Here is a 13777-nt window from a genome sequence, read left to right as displayed (position 1 = left end):
GGATGACTCTAGGCGAAAAGCCGCCGCGCGTGGCTAGCGGTCGTTGCGGATCGGGCCATATTCGGCCGGCACCCACGTATAGCCGGCGGTATCGCGGCGCACATGACCCAGGCCCGGGAACGGCATGTGTGCGCCCCCTACCCACAATCTTCCCTTGGCGGCCTGCTCCAGGATGCGCTTGCGCGTAATCACGGCCTGGTTGCTGTCGACGTCGAACTCGATCGCCACCTGCGGCCGGCGCAGCTGCAGCGCGTGGTTGTGCACGATGTCGCCCCACAGCAGCAGGCTGTCGTTGCCCGAGGTGAACAGGTAGCCGCTGTGGCCCGGGGTATGCCCGTTGGCAGGCAACACGCGCACCCCGGGAACAAGCTCGGGAATGGACCCACTACTGGCGCCGCCATTGAAGGTGCGCAGGCGCTGCGCCGCCTGGTATGGCGCCACCGCGGCCCGCGCCATGGCGAACAGGCCCTGCGCCTCCTTCGGCGCGGCGGCGGCGTTGGCATCGCTCAGCCAGTAGTCGAGGTCGGCCTTGTCGACATAGACCGTGGCATTCGGGAATGCGGCCTTGCCGTCGGTGGCCAGGCCGCAGGCATGGTCGCCATGCAGGTGCGTCAGCAGCACGGTATCGACCTGCTCGGGCGCGTAACCCGCGGCGCGCAGGTTCTCGCCGATGCGTCCCAGCGTCGGCCCGAAGCAGCCGGCCGCGCCGGTGTCGACCAGCACCAGGCGGCTGCCGGTATGGATCAGGTAGGCGTTGACGGCGGTCTGCATGCCTGGAGTCGAGGCCACGAACATGCGCGCCAGCAGGCTCTGCACTTCGCGCGCGCTGGTGTACTTGAAGATGCTGGGGTCCAGGTCGATGTAGCCGTCATAGAGCGCGGTGACTTCCAGCTGGCCGACCATCATGCGGTAGTAGCCCGGCACCTGGGTCTTCTGCTGCGCCGGCGGCGTGGCGGTCTGCGCGCTGGCCACGCCAGCGGACAGCACGGCGCTGCCCATGGCGATGGCGATGACGGCGCTCGATACGGCCCGGCGCAATGCCGGCCGCGGGCCCCGGTCGAAGGTGGCATAGCGCACCTTGGGCTGCAGCTTCATATCCTGATCCTGTTCTGGTTGGCGTTATCGAGGAACAGGCCGGCGCATTGGAGCGCGCGGCCAGCGCATATCTTAGCCGCGCCTTGCCCCATAAGGCCGCAAGGGTCAAAGCGTACCTACTTCTGCGTAAGAAACGGAGCCGTGTGGCACCTCACAGGCCCCGTTTTCCATGCATGGGAGCTTGCGCCCCCCGGTTTTTACTCTGGCTGGATATTCGCCGCCTTGATGATGCGGCCCCACTTGCCGGACTCCTGCGACTGGAACTTCGCCAGTTCCGCGGGCGTGCTGGTGAAGACCTCGGTACCGGTCGACTTGTAGAAGCCGGCGGCGCTGTCGCTGCGCGCGGCCTTCACCATCATCGCGTTGAGCTTGGCCACCACCGGCTGCGGCGTTCCCGCGGGCGCGTAGGCGGCGAACCAGTAGCTCATCTCGTAGCCCTTGACGCCGGCTTCATCGATGGTGGGCACGTCCGGCGCCAGCGGCGAGCGCGCCTTGCCCGACACGCCCAGCGCGCGCAGCTTGCCGCTCTTGACCTGCGGCAGGCCGGTGGCGGTGTCGGTGATCATCATCTGGATCTGGTTGCCGAGCAGGTCGGTGATGGCGAGCGGGTTGCTCTTGTACGGCACGTGCAGCAGCTGCACCTGCGCCATCTGCTGGAACAGCTCGCCGGCGATGCGCGACGACGAGCTGCCGCTGCCGAAGCTGAGCTTGCCCGGCTGCTGCCGTGCCAGCGCGATGAACTCGCCCACGGTCTTGGCCGGCACCTGCGGATTGACCACCATGATCTGGCCGCCGCGTCCCAGCGCCGTGATCGGTGTGTAGTCCTTGACCGGGTCGTACGGCAGCTTCTTGAACAGGTGCTCGTTGGCCGCATGCGTGGTGTTGGTGCTGATCAGCACGGTGTAGCCGTCCGGCGCCGCCTTGGCCACGTCGGACGCGGCGATAAAGCCGTTGGCGCCGGGCTTGTTGTCGACCACCACGGTGACCTTGCTGTCCACCGTGATGGCCTGGCCAATGGCGCGCGCGAGCTGGTCGGTGGCGCTGCCCGCGGCAAACGGCACCACGAAGCGGATCGGCTTGTCGGGAAACTCGGCCCAGGCCTGGCCCGCGGGCAGGTTCAGTGCGAGCGCGGCAACGGCCAGTGGCTTGAAGAACGGATGCATGGAGGTCTCCTGTTGAAATCGTTATCGCTGAGTCGTTATCGTTGAGGGCAAAAGCTCAAGGGTGCTCCGAAGCCCCCGGCGCGAGCCGCGGCGGCAGCGGGATCTCGAGCTGCAGCAGGCGGAACGACAGCGCCTTGCCGTGGGTGTCGAGATTGAGCGCATCGTTGACGCCGCCATCGAGCACGCCGTCGAGCACGAAGTTCATCGCGTGCAGCGACGGCACCACGTAGCGCGTGACCGCCGCGGGCCGGCGCTCGCGAAACAGCGCGCGCACCGCGTCTTCGGTCACGTGCGCGACCAGGTGGTCGAAGTCGCGCGGGTCATAGGCGATCACGCTGATGTTGGAACGGTCTCCCTTGTCGCCGGTGCGGCCATGGGCGAACTGGTAGAGCGCGGCGGTGGCAGTCATGGCGGGCTCCTCAGTCGATGAAGGTGTAGGTGGACGTGACCGCTGCACGCGGCACCAGGCATGACACGGCGTTCAGCCGTGCGCGCTGCGCCGTGCGCACGCCGCCGCCGCCGGCGGGGCCGCAGGTATAGAGCGCGTTGACCTCGCGCTGCAGCGCCTGCGCCACCGCCAGGTCGTCATGCGCCAGCGCGGCACGCAGGCGCACGTCCTGCGCCTGCGCCTCGTGCGGCTGGGGCTGCGCCAGCATGGCGCCGGCATCGTCGGCCAGCACGCTGAGCACGCCGATCAGGTCGAAGCGGATCGGCGCGTCGTGGCCCAGCATGCGCATGCGCCGGCGCAGGATGTCGGCGGCCAGCCGCGCGCGCGCCGCGGCGTTGGGGCCGGCGTAGGAGATCTCGCCCTCGGCCAGCCAGCCGCCGTGGCTGAACACATTGGCCTTGAGCTGCGCCGGACGCGGGTGTCCGCGCACATTGCGCACGGACACGCGGTCCGGGCCCAGCTGCGCCACGGTGACGGCGCCGATGTCGGCCACTACGTCCGGCGTCAGGTAGGCGCACGGATCGTGCACCTCGTACAGCAGCTGCTCCTTGACCGTGCGCAGGTCGACGCAGCCGCCGGTGTCGGCTGCCTTGAAGATCTCGATGCCGCCGCCGGCATCGAGCTGCGCGATCGGAAATCCCAGCGCGTGCACGTCCGGCACCTCCTTGCGGCCCGGGTCGGCAAAGTAGCCGCCGGTGACCTGCGCCCCGCATTCCAGCAGGTGCCCGGCCATGGTGGCGGCGGCAAGCCGGTCCCAGTCGTCCCAGGCCCAGCCGAAGTGCGCCATCGCCGGCCCCAGCGCCAGCGCCGGGTCGGCTACGCGCCCGCACACCACCACGTCGGCGCCGGCGGCAAGGGCGTCGGCAATGCCTTGCGCGCCGATATAGGCGTTGGCGCAGACAAAGCGTTCGGCGTCGAAGGCGTCGCCGAGGATGCCGTGCAGGCGCACGCGCCCGGCCGCGTCGGACAGGTCGTCGCCCTCCACCACCGCGACGCGCGGCGCGGCCAGGCCCAGTTCGCTGGCCAGTTGCAGCACGCGCCGCGCCGCGGCGCGCGGATTGGCGGCGCCGAAATTGCCGACGATGGCAATGCGGTGCTGCAGGCACAGGGCCAGCACCGGCGCCAGCAGCGCGTCGAGCAGCGGCTCGTAGCCCTGCGCGGGATCGTTGCGCCGCGCCAGTTGCGCGAGCGCCAGCGTGCGCTCGGCCAGGGTCTCGAAGATCAGCGCGGCCGGCTGCGCCGCGGCGATCAGCGTGCGCACCACCGGCAGCGCGGCATCGGTACGGTCGCCGGAGAAGCCGGCGCCGGAGCCGATCAGCAAGGGAGCAGTCATGGTCGGGGAGGCAGGGGTGGGAGGTCGATCCCATTCTAGGGTGCGCAGGCCCAGCCAAAAAACGGATTATTTGGATTAATCTATCGACTTCCTGGATAGATCCACTGGCGCCATGAACCTGTCGGTCAAGCACCTGCGCGCCTTCGTGGCGCTGGCCACCTACCGCAATTTCACGCGCGCGGCGCGTGCCTGCCACCTGTCGCAGTCGGCCTTCAGCGCGCTGGTGCAGACGCTGGAAGAGCAGGCCGGCAGCCGGCTGTTCGAACGCACCACGCGGCATGTGGAGTTGAGCACTGACGGCGTGCGCTTCGAGCAGACCGCGCGCCGGCTGCTGGCCGACTTCGAGGCCGCCTTCGAAGATTTGCGCGCGCACGCGGAGCGGCGCAAGGGGCGGGTGTCGATCGCGGCGCTGCCCTCGCTTGCCGGTGGCGACCTGCCGCCGCTGCTGGCGCAGTTCCGCGCGCGCTATCCGGGCATCGTGCTGGAACTGTTCGACCAGCTTGCCGATGGCTGCATCGAGCTGGTACGGCAGGGCCGCGCCGACTTCGCGCTGGCGCCCGCGCCGGCGCAGGACGACGACCTGCGCGTCGAGTCGCTGGTGCGCGACACCTTCCACCTGGTGTGCCCGGCCGACCATGCGCTGGCGCGCAAGCGGCGCATCACGCCGGAGATGCTGGCGGGGCTGCCGTTCATCCAGCTGTCGCGCACCACCAGCGTGCGCCAGCACCTGGACGCCGCCTTGCATCCGTTGCGGCTGGCCAGCGTGATGGAGGTGGAACACCTGGCGACCGTGGCGGCGCTGGTACAGGCGGGCCTGGGCATCAGCGCGGTGCCGTCGTTGGCGCTGTTCCAGTTCCGGCGCGAAGGGCTGGCGATCCGGCCGCTGCAGCTGCCGTTGCTGGTGCGCGATATCTGCCTGGTGCGGCTCAAGGATCGCGGCGATTCGGCCGCCGCCGCCGCGATGATCGAGGCCCTGCAGGCGTTCTACCGCGGCGGCAAGGCGCCCGCGCGGCGCTGAATCGCGCGCGCGAGCGGTACGCAGAATTGGGTACGCTTTGGGAAGAATGCAGCGTGCGGCGCGTCAGAAGTGCCCGAGATAACCGCCGTCGACCGCCAGCACCTGCCCGGTGACATACGACGCCGCCGGCGATGCCAGGAACACCACCGCGCCCGCAACCTCCTGCGGCTGGCCCCAGCGGCCCAGCGAGGTGCGCTGGCGCAGCCACTCGGCCACGCTCTCGTCCTCGACCATGGGCTGGTTCGGTTCGGTGGCGAAGTAGCCGGGGGCGATCGCATTGACGGTGACGCCGTGGCGGCCCAGGTCAGCGGCCATGGCGCGCGTGAGCGCGTCCAGGCCGCCCTTGGTGGCGGGATAGAGCACGTCGCCGGCGCGCGCCACCTGGCCCGCGATCGAGCTGACATTGACGATGCGCCCGTAGCCGCCCTCTCGCATGCGCTGCGCGGCCAGGCGGCACAGCGCATAGGGCGCCACCAGGTTGGTCTCGAGCATGGCGCGCAGGTCGCCGGCATCGAGCTGCGCCATATTGCTGCGGTTGCGCGTGCCGGCGTTGTTCACCAGGATGTCGAGCCTGCCGTGGTCGGCATCGATGCGGTCGAAGGCCGCCGCCACGGCGGCCTCGTCGGTGATGTCGAGCACCAGCGCCTCGGCGCTGCCGCCGCGCGCCGCCAGCGTGGCGACGGCCTCGTGCACGCGCGGCGCATTGCGGGCCACCACCAGCACATGGGCACCGGCATCGGCCAGCCCAGCGGCGATCGCCAGGCCCAGGCCCTGCGCGCCGCCGGTCACCAGCGCCACGCGGCCATGCAGCGCGAACGGGATACGGGAATCGGGGGAGGGGGTAGGAGTAGCCATGCGGGCGACTATACCGCAGCGACAGGCTCCGAGCGCCCGCCGTCGCCGCGCTAGCGGATCAGCTTGCCGGTGGACGACACGATCGACATTTCCACGAACGACGAGCCGGTGTGGCGCGCGGCGCTGTAGCTGATCAGGATGCCGCCGAGGTCATAGTCGCGCATGCCCTCCAGCGCCGTGACCAGCCGCTCGCGGGTCAGGTCGGCGCCCGCGCGGCGCAGGCCTTCGACCAGCACCTTGGCCGACATGAAGCCCTCCATGCCGGCGTTGGACGGCTCCACGCCCTGCTGCTTCGCCAGGCTGCGGTATTCGCTGGCCAGTGTCATCTGGCTGGAGTTGGTGCCCGGCACCACCTGCGTGATGATCAGGCCGCGCGCGTCGTCGCCGAGTTCGCGGATAAAGGCATCGGCGGCATTGTTGGACAGCGTGACGAACTGCGCCTCGCTGCCGGCGCGGCGCAACTCGCGGATGATGCGCGCCGCCTCCGAGCCCGAGCCGATCACCAGCACCGCCTGCGGGTTGGCCTTGTGCATGGCCGCCACGCCCTGGCTGATGTCGCCCATGGGCCGGGCGAAGTTGACCGTCGCCGCTGGCTGCACGCCGCGCGCCTGCAGCGCGGTGCTGTAGCCTTCCAGCACGTCCTGGCCGAAGCCGTCGTTGGCGTAGAAGATGCCGATGCGGCTCATCCCGGACGTGGCCAGGTGGTTAATCGCGCGCGCCACTTCGTCCTGGTACTTGGCGCGCACGTTGAAGACGTAGCGGTTCACCGGCCGGTGCAGCGTGATGGCGCCGGTCAGCGGCGCGATCAGCGGCACCTTCTGCGCGGCGATGATGGGCAGGATGCTTTCGTTCTGCGGCGTGCCGCGCACCATGAACAGCGCGAACACCTTGTCCTCGTCGAGCAGCTTGCGCACGTTGTCGGGGGTGCGCTTGGCATCGAAGCCGTCATCGTAGGTAACCAGTTCGATGCGCCGGCCGGCGACGCCGCCGCTGGCGTTGACCGTGCGCAGGTACACCTGCGCGCCGGCGATCTGCTCCTTGACCGAGCCCGCCACCGGCCCGGTGACGCCGGCCGACTGGCCGATGCGGATGGTGTTGCGGGTCACGCCCGGCTCCGCCTGGGCCGTGTGCGCGGCCCACCCCAGCGTGGCGGCCAGCACGCCGCACGCGATCCATTTCGCCTTCATTGTCTCGACCCCTCCGCCTGGACGGCTGCTTTCGTTATTTTGTGGCGACGCCGCGGGCAGAGCCCGCGCGCCGTCACGCAAGGTACCGCATGCGTCCGACGTGGGCAAACCGGGAAAACAGGGGGTGTTGCAGCGGCATCACACCGGAACCGGGGACGGTTCCGGTGCGGGCCGGGGCGCGCGGCAGGTAGCGCGCCGAAGCGCGCCGCGCGGGCGCGCGCAGAGAGACATGCGGCGCCCCGTGGCGCCGGGGGGCGGCAGGCGCCCGATCAGGGAAACGCCGGAATGGCCGGATCGACGCCGGCGAAGCTGGCTTCCGGATGCGCGTTGCGCAGCAGGGTTTCGACTTCCTCGACGCGGCTGCGCGGTACGTCGACCATCAGCAGGATCTTGCCCGCCTCGATGTCTTTCTCGAACGCGCGCAGCCGGCTGTTGGGCGCCGAACTGCCGATCATGCTTGCGGCCCAGGCCCCGAACACCGCGCCCAGCACCGCCAGCACGCCGACCAGCCCCCACTGCGGGGTGTCGCTGACGATCGGGAACATGGCCACCACCACGCCGGCCACCACGCCCACGCCGCCGCCGACCATCAGGCCCATTTCGGCCGCGTGGACGATATCGGAAGTCTGGAACAGGTTGGCTTCATGCAGGCCGGTCATGTCGGCACCGTCGCGCGCCACGAAGTGGATGTGGCGGTTCTCGACGCGGGCCAGCAGCAGGTCATCCATGGTGCGTCGGGCACTCGCCAGGTCGGGCAACAACCAGAAGATGCGTTTGCGCATGTCTCTCTCCTTGTTCAGGCCGCACCACCGGTGAGGTTGAGGCTGATCGGAAAGTACCGCTGGCGGCGCGGGGTTATTTCTTTGTACGCCGTTCATGGGGCCAGCGCAAGGCGCGTTTCGGCGCTGGCGCACGGTGCCGGCGCATGTGATGCGCACGCGTGTCCCGCCCGGGCGGGGCACGCGTCACGTCTGCATCATGGCCTTCAGAAAGTGATCGGCAGCCGCACATTGACCTGCAGGTCGGGCGTGTCGCGCGTCAGCCCCGCGCCTACCGACAGGTTGAGCGTATAGCGGTTGTTGAAGCGGTACGAATACCCCACCAGCAAGGTGCCCTGCGTCACGCGCACCGAGCCGGGCACGGTCATGCCGTTCTGCTTGGTCGGCCAGATGATGGCCTGGTCGTAGCCGATACTGAATGACGCCTTCTCGTTGAGCGACAGCCCCATGCCGAAGCTGAACTCGAAGATGTCGCCCGGCGCGATCTTGCCCAGGTTCTCCTTCTCGCCGTTCAGCACGGTGCGGCTCACGTTGTTGCGCGCAAAGTTGTGCAGGTAGCTGAAGGTGCCGAAGAACACCGCCGGATCGGTCGGCAGCAGCCAGGTGATGCCGGGCTGGATCGCCTGGAAGCCGGTGCCGGTGGGCAGCCCCAGCGGCAGGCCGGTGCCGGTGGTATTGCCCACGCAGCGCGTCACGCAATCGGTCACCACCTCGAACGGGTCCTTGCCGGTGGCGGACTTGTAGCGCAGCCAGCCGACAAAGTACGGGATGCGCTCATTGCCGTAGTTGAGCTGGTAGCGCACCGTCGCCTCGACATCGCCCAGGCCCTTGCCGCTGGAATTGAACACGTTGTCGACCGCGGTGCCGGTGAACACTTCGCGGCTGATGGTCGAGCCCGAGGTCTGCACGTACGGCACCTTGGCCTCGATCTCGAGCCGCTTGGTGACGCCGTAGCGCAGCGCGATCGATTCGATATACGTCGAGGTCTTGACCTCGCGCACGTCGATCAGCCCGATCAGGATGGCCGGGATGATCGAATAGCCGACCAGCGCGACACGGTTGTTCGACGAATAACCGTACTGGAAGCCCGGCTCCACCACGAACTTGCCTTCGCCGGTGAGCACCCCGGGCTGGTCGATCAGCGGCGCCACCTCGGGCGGGCGCTGGTCGCTCTCGGGCGGACGGCCCACGGGCTCGTCCATGGCCACGGTCTGCGGGCTGGCGGACTCGCCCTGCTGCGCCCCGGGCTGCGGGCCCTGGGCGATGACTTGCTGTGGACTGTTGGCCAGACCCGGCGCACTCTGGGTGGCACTGGCGGCCGCTGCCGCGGTGGCGGCATTGGTGGCGTTATCGGCCGGCATCACGCCGGGCCCGGAGCGCTGCCCGCCGCGCTTGGTGGCCAGCACCTCGGTGCCGATCACGCTGCGCAGTTCGCGGATCACTGCCTCCTGCTCGGCCAGCGCCCGCTTCATGGCATCGAGCTGGCTGGCCTGGTCGGCGAGTTCCCTCTGCAGTGATTCCAGTCCGGCCGCGGGTGGCCCCGCCTCCGGCGGCGTCTGGGCCTGCGCCAGTCCGCCGAGCAACAGCAACGTCGAGCATCCCGCATTGCGGATGCCCTGCATCGACCGCTTCTTCATCACGTCTTCCTCCCCCGGACTGCAGGCTGTTATGCAGGAGCCTGCGACCTGTACTGCCTGCTACCTCGCTAACGGCTATCTCATGCTCGCGGCCCGCAGCAGCGCATTGTTCAGCGCCGTGTTGGCCAGTTGCGACCGGAAGGCCTGCAGCGTATTGACGCTTGCGTCGATTGTCATCAGGCTCCGGATGCTCTGGTTGTTCAGCGTGTTCTGGATCACGGTCACCGGCGTACCCGCCAGTGCCCCCACTGATGCGGCATTGCCCGGGCCGTTCTGGATCACGTTCAGCAGCCCGTTGGTCACGACCTGGCCGGTGGCGGTACTGACTGCTGTCGCCGGCGGGCCCGCCGCACCTGCGGCACCCGCGGCAGAGGCACCAGCATTGGCCGCTGCCGCCGTACCGCCCGCCTCCGCACCAGCCGCAGCCGATGCCGCCGTGCCGGTGCCATTGGCATGCGTCGCCGCGGCGGCGTCGGCCGTGACCGGATTGCCCGCCAGCGCGTTGGCCACCGCGGCATTGGTGCTGGCCACAATGGCAGGCCCCAGCGTCGCGGCGAGCCGCGCGGCCTGGTCGGCAGTGATGCGGCTGACGTCTGGGATGTTAATGCTGGTAGCGACCACCAGGTCGCCGTTGATGTACACCGCGCGTTCGATACCGAACGAAACCTGCAGCCCGGGCATCTCGAAGCCGCCGCGCATGTCGTCGAGCTTTTCATGGGCCACCGGTTTCCAGCCGGCCATGCTGCCGCGCGCGGCAGCCACGGGGTAGTCGCCGCGTTCGCGCGCGGCCATGGCTGCCTGCGCCGGCGGCGCCGCGGCATCGGTTGCGCCGGGCTGCGGCGGCATGCCGGCCTGTGCCGCGCCGGCGTACGCCAGGCCGGCGCCCAGCACCATCGCCGCGGCCGCCGAGGCGGCGCTGCGTGGCACGGCCGGGGGCGGCAAGGAAGTCTGCAACATGATGCGTTCCTCAAAAATCTCCGGCGCCATGGCGGGGCATGACCGTGAAGAACAGGTTGTCCCGGTTGACGCCCATCCAGTAAGGACCGCTGGGCGCGACGCGCCAGTCCGCGGCGACATTGAAGCGCGCGCGGTCGGTGCGGTTGTGGATCACGAACAGCAGCTGGCTGTCCCAGATGCGCTCGAACTGTTCGCGCGACATGGCGCGCGTGCCGCGCGCCGGATCGCCGACCAGCACGCGGTTGCCCTTCACGCCCTTGACCACCACGAAATGGTGGTAGCCGTTCTCGACGATCAGCACGATCGCCGGCACCTGCGTTTCTTCCAGCTTCGACAGCGGCAGCTCGAAGCCATCCGCCTCATAGCCCAGCGCCGCCAGGAAGCGCTTCATGTCCAGCAGCGAGAACCCCTCGGCGCGGATCTTCTGCTGGTCGCCGTTGAGGTACATGTTCTTGAACACGGTGGCCTCGTTGATCGGATGGCCGTACTGGTACGTCAGCAGCGTGGCCACCGCGGCCGAGCCGCAGCTGAAGTCGAACTGCTGGCGGATGGTGGACTTGAAGCGCGCCTCGCGGATGCTGGTGACCCTGACGCTGTAGGGTTCGCCGACCGGGCCGTACATCGCGACGTCGGCGGCGTGCGCGCCGGGCACGTGCGCCGAGGCCAGCAGCCACGGCACGCACGCCAGCAGGATTCGCAGCGGCTTCATCATTTGAACTGGACGTTGACGATGGTGGCGTTCTGGATCAGCACGTTCGATCCCGAGTTCTGGATCGCGGTGGGAATCCCCGCCGCATTCGAGAACGCGCCTTCCGTGATGTGGTTGGTGCCTGACAAGGTATTGACCGCGGCGTTGTCGGCCACGGTGCCGTGCAGGCGCATATCGTTGACGGTGACTTCCGCACCGCCGCGGACATCCTCCAGCCGCGACACGGGCACGGCCTTGGTCGCGCCGGCAAACAGCGCGGCCGGCGTTGGTGCCGGTGCGGTATCGGCTGCGGCTACCGCGGTGGCGGCGGCAGCGTCCGCGCGCGCCGCGGCCATGGCGGCCTCCAGCCCTGGCGGCTCAGCGTGGGCCGGCAATGCTGGCCAGGCGAGTAATGCCGCGGCACAGGCGCCGACGGCGAAGCGGACCGGTTGCATGGTGTTCCCCCCTTGCCGGTGCGCCGACTCTCTCCAGTCGGCTGCATGGCAACTTGGCTTGCGTGGGCATGACAGGGCCCGGGCGCCCGCACACAGGATGCGGGCGCCGGTCCTGCCGGCATGACTGCGAAACCGCCGGCCGGCCCCGGGGCAAACCCGGGCTCCGGCCGCGTTGCGCGTCTTACCTGCCGCCCACGTTGAGGTTGGCCTGCACGTTCACGCTTTGCTGCACCAGCGAGGCGACGCCGCTGTTCTGGCTGGCCATCATGATGCCCGCCGCCGTCTGACCAACGCTGGTCATGGTGTTGGACATGTTGAAGGTGCCTGCGTCGACCAGGTTGTAGCCGCCGTTGCCGCCGGTACCGCCGGCGCCGCCGTTGCCCACGCCACCCATGCCACCGGTACCGCCAGTGGCCGCGCCGCCGCTGCCGCCGTTGCCGCCATTGCCGCCGTCGCCGCCGTCACCGGCGGTGGCGCTGCCGTTCGAGGCCATGGTCGTGGCCGCGCCCGAGGTCGCTGCCGCGCCTGCGCCGCCGGCACCGCCGGTGCTGCTCTGCGCGCCGCCGGCACCGCCGGTGGCCGTGCCGTTGCCTGCCGTCGCGGTCGAGCCCGCGCCGCTCGAGCCGCCCGCGCCGCCAGTGCCGCTGCCGGCGCCGCCGGTCGCGACCGCGCCGGAGCTGCCCGCACCGCCCGCACCGCCGGTGGCACCCGCGCCGCCGCCCGTGCCAGTGCCCGCGCCCGCCGTGTTGGTACCGGCCGCGCCGGACCCGCCACCAGCGCCGCCGGCACCGCCTGCGTCCGCGCCGCGGCCATTGGCATCGCCGCCGCTGCCGCCCGCGCCGCCGGCCGAACCGGCCAGCCCGCCGAGCGCACCGCTGGCACCAAGGCCGCCGCCGCCGATCGCGCCAGCGCCGCCGCCACGGCCGCCTGCGCCAAGCGAGGCGCTCAGAGCGCCGCCGCCCTTGCCGTAGGCATCACCGCCGCTGCCACCCTGGCTGCCCGCGGCGCTGAGCGCGCTGCCGCCCTTGCCATAGGCACTGCCGCCATCGCCGCCCCAGCCGATCGCGGCGCCACCATCGCCACCGTCACCGCCCACGGCCCTGCCCGTGGTGGCATCGCCGGCGCGCGCACCGCCGTTGTAGGCAAAGGCCTTGGCGCCCACCGCACCGACCGCGCCGGCAGCACCGTTGCCGCCCACGCCGCCGGCGCCGGTACCGCCGTTGCCGCCGGTGCCGCCCTTGCCGCCGAAGCCGGTGCCGCCATTGGCATTACCGAAGTTCTTGGCCACGTTGCCGATGTTGGCGACCGTATTGCCGGTGACCTGCCCGTTGAGCTTGCTGACCGCGATCGCCTTGCTGGTGTTGAAGGAATTGGCGATGCTCGACGAGGCATTGCCCGCGTTGGCGGCGGCATTGCCCAGCCCGCCCTGGTCCAGCGTCAGGCGGGTGCGGTTGTCGGAGTTGGTCTTGCTCTTGTTGTTGGAGTTGGTGCGGTTGTTGGAGTCATTGGTCGACTTGTCGACCGCAACGTCGACCGTGGTGTTGCGGGTGCTGGTGCGGGTGCTGGTGCTGTGATCGGAGTTGTCCTGGTTGGACGTCGAGTTCTCATTGGCCAGGGACCCGGCGCCGCTTTGGGTTGAATTGGCGGTGGCGGTCTGATGGTTCCAGCCATCCGTGTTGGTATTGGTCGGGTTACCCCACGCCGAACCAGCAAAGGCGAGGGCAATCGCCGACGCCAGAATTGTCTTGTTCATACGATGCTCCCAGGAGGATTTCACAGTCACAGCGGCTCAGCTCCTGGCCGGCACTCATCGACGAGCGCGGCCGGAGGTTCCGGTCAGGCTTGCTGCCAAACCAGCCTGCCCTGCGCATAATCGGTGCCAGCTTCGTCACCCCGGGCGGCAAGTCCTTGTATTACAAGGGCCACCTGACGTCGCGGCAGGGGTGTTGGCCGATGTTTTGCCGGATCAACATCAGCCCGCGCCGATGTGCGGCCGGGGACATGTCACATTGCTGTGACAGAGGGGTCCCATCGGGTTTTTCGGGCCCTTTGGGGTTCGTCAGGAAAGCCTTTGTTTTCAAGGGCTTGCAGCGGTCGCTCGGGATTTGCCCTGATGCTTCGGGCGCGTATCGGCGGTGAAACATGGGGCCGGGGGTGCCGCC

13 protein-coding genes are annotated in these 13777 nt (G+C 69.7%); 1 reads left to right on the top strand and 12 read right to left on the bottom strand.

Features of this window, described 5'->3' with window-relative positions; translation table 11 throughout:
• Positions 1–33 precede the first annotated feature (33 nt).
• The 4 genes from ACEI37_RS06220 to ACEI37_RS06205 all read right to left on the bottom strand — a co-directional run bounded on the left by ACEI37_RS06220 (position 34) and on the right by ACEI37_RS06205 (position 4039).
• Positions 34–1095: an MBL fold metallo-hydrolase gene (locus ACEI37_RS06220; protein WP_373375907.1), complete on the bottom strand. Its 1062-nt coding sequence runs from the start codon at positions 1093–1095 to the stop codon at positions 34–36.
• Positions 1096–1292: 197 nt separating this feature from the next.
• Positions 1293–2258 (bottom strand): Bug family tripartite tricarboxylate transporter substrate binding protein, encoded by a 966-nt coding sequence (locus tag ACEI37_RS06215; protein ID WP_373375906.1) that lies wholly within the window; start codon positions 2256–2258, stop codon positions 1293–1295.
• A gap of 55 nt (positions 2259–2313) precedes the next feature.
• Entirely contained in the window at positions 2314–2667 is a 354-nt protein-coding gene (locus ACEI37_RS06210; RefSeq protein WP_373375905.1) for a hypothetical protein, read from the bottom strand.
• Positions 2668–2677: 10 nt separating this feature from the next.
• Positions 2678–4039 carry an acyclic terpene utilization AtuA family protein gene (locus ACEI37_RS06205; RefSeq protein ID WP_373375904.1) on the bottom strand — a complete coding sequence of 454 codons (1362 nt, stop codon included), beginning with the start codon at positions 4037–4039 and terminating at the stop codon, positions 2678–2680.
• Between the two features lie 112 nt (positions 4040–4151).
• Between ACEI37_RS06205 and ACEI37_RS06200 the strand changes: the two genes are divergently transcribed.
• Positions 4152–5057 (top strand): LysR substrate-binding domain-containing protein, encoded by a 906-nt coding sequence (locus ACEI37_RS06200; RefSeq protein WP_373375903.1) that lies wholly within the window; start codon positions 4152–4154, stop codon positions 5055–5057.
• Between the two features lie 63 nt (positions 5058–5120).
• Here ACEI37_RS06200 and ACEI37_RS06195 read toward each other — a convergent pair whose 3' ends face one another.
• The 8 genes from ACEI37_RS06195 to ACEI37_RS06160 all read right to left on the bottom strand — a co-directional run bounded on the left by ACEI37_RS06195 (position 5121) and on the right by ACEI37_RS06160 (position 13368).
• Positions 5121–5912, bottom strand: a complete 792-nt coding sequence (locus tag ACEI37_RS06195; RefSeq protein ID WP_373375902.1) for an SDR family oxidoreductase — start codon at positions 5910–5912, stop codon at positions 5121–5123.
• A 50-nt stretch (positions 5913–5962) separates the two neighbouring features.
• Positions 5963–7099, bottom strand: coding sequence for an ABC transporter substrate-binding protein (locus ACEI37_RS06190; protein ID WP_373375901.1), 1137 nt, complete (start codon positions 7097–7099; stop codon positions 5963–5965).
• Positions 7100–7368: 269 nt separating this feature from the next.
• Positions 7369–7881, bottom strand: coding sequence for a hypothetical protein (locus tag ACEI37_RS06185; RefSeq protein ID WP_018006049.1), 513 nt, complete (start codon positions 7879–7881; stop codon positions 7369–7371).
• 203 nt (positions 7882–8084) lie between these two features.
• On the bottom strand, positions 8085–9515 hold the full coding sequence (locus ACEI37_RS06180; RefSeq protein ID WP_373375900.1) for an acetate kinase: 1431 nt from the start codon (positions 9513–9515) through the stop codon (positions 8085–8087).
• Between the two features lie 75 nt (positions 9516–9590).
• Positions 9591–10472: a flagellin gene (locus ACEI37_RS06175; RefSeq protein ID WP_373375899.1), complete on the bottom strand. Its 882-nt coding sequence runs from the start codon at positions 10470–10472 to the stop codon at positions 9591–9593.
• 10 nt (positions 10473–10482) lie between these two features.
• A complete protein-coding gene (locus tag ACEI37_RS06170) occupies positions 10483–11181 on the bottom strand; it encodes a C39 family peptidase (protein ID WP_373377723.1) in 699 nt (232 codons plus the stop codon).
• Entirely contained in the window at positions 11181–11615 is a 435-nt protein-coding gene (locus ACEI37_RS06165) for a hypothetical protein (RefSeq protein ID WP_373375898.1), read from the bottom strand. Before ACEI37_RS06165 ends, ACEI37_RS06170 begins: the two co-directional genes overlap by 1 nt.
• A 181-nt stretch (positions 11616–11796) precedes the next feature.
• Positions 11797–13368 carry a hypothetical protein gene (locus tag ACEI37_RS06160; RefSeq protein WP_373375897.1) on the bottom strand — a complete coding sequence of 524 codons (1572 nt, stop codon included), beginning with the start codon at positions 13366–13368 and terminating at the stop codon, positions 11797–11799.
• Positions 13369–13777: the final 409 nt, after the last annotated feature.

The sequence above is a fragment of the Cupriavidus nantongensis genome, assembly GCF_041726985.1.
Taxonomy (GTDB): domain Bacteria; phylum Pseudomonadota; class Gammaproteobacteria; order Burkholderiales; family Burkholderiaceae; genus Cupriavidus; species Cupriavidus nantongensis_A.
This window is presented reverse-complemented; position numbering and strand designations above follow the sequence as displayed.

Bases quoted from the DNA above. Each gene is read 5' to 3' on its own strand.
- ACEI37_RS06220 (WP_373375907.1), bottom strand. From the start codon at position 1,095: ATGAAGCTGCAGCCCAAGGTGCGCTATGCCACCTTCGACCGGGGCCCG.
- ACEI37_RS06215 (WP_373375906.1), bottom strand. From the start codon at position 2,258: ATGCATCCGTTCTTCAAGCCACTGGCCGTTGCCGCGCTCGCACTGAAC.
- ACEI37_RS06210 (WP_373375905.1), bottom strand. From the start codon at position 2,667: ATGACTGCCACCGCCGCGCTCTACCAGTTCGCCCATGGCCGCACCGGC.
- ACEI37_RS06205 (WP_373375904.1), bottom strand. From the start codon at position 4,039: ATGACTGCTCCCTTGCTGATCGGCTCCGGCGCCGGCTTCTCCGGCGAC.
- ACEI37_RS06200 (WP_373375903.1), top strand. From the start codon at position 4,152: ATGAACCTGTCGGTCAAGCACCTGCGCGCCTTCGTGGCGCTGGCCACC.
- ACEI37_RS06195 (WP_373375902.1), bottom strand. From the start codon at position 5,912: ATGGCTACTCCTACCCCCTCCCCCGATTCCCGTATCCCGTTCGCGCTG.
- ACEI37_RS06190 (WP_373375901.1), bottom strand. From the start codon at position 7,099: ATGAAGGCGAAATGGATCGCGTGCGGCGTGCTGGCCGCCACGCTGGGG.
- ACEI37_RS06185 (WP_018006049.1), bottom strand. From the start codon at position 7,881: ATGCGCAAACGCATCTTCTGGTTGTTGCCCGACCTGGCGAGTGCCCGA.
- ACEI37_RS06180 (WP_373375900.1), bottom strand. From the start codon at position 9,515: ATGAAGAAGCGGTCGATGCAGGGCATCCGCAATGCGGGATGCTCGACG.
- ACEI37_RS06175 (WP_373375899.1), bottom strand. From the start codon at position 10,472: ATGTTGCAGACTTCCTTGCCGCCCCCGGCCGTGCCACGCAGCGCCGCC.
- ACEI37_RS06170 (WP_373377723.1), bottom strand. From the start codon at position 11,181: ATGAAGCCGCTGCGAATCCTGCTGGCGTGCGTGCCGTGGCTGCTGGCC.
- ACEI37_RS06165 (WP_373375898.1), bottom strand. From the start codon at position 11,615: ATGCAACCGGTCCGCTTCGCCGTCGGCGCCTGTGCCGCGGCATTACTC.
- ACEI37_RS06160 (WP_373375897.1), bottom strand. From the start codon at position 13,368: ATGAACAAGACAATTCTGGCGTCGGCGATTGCCCTCGCCTTTGCTGGT.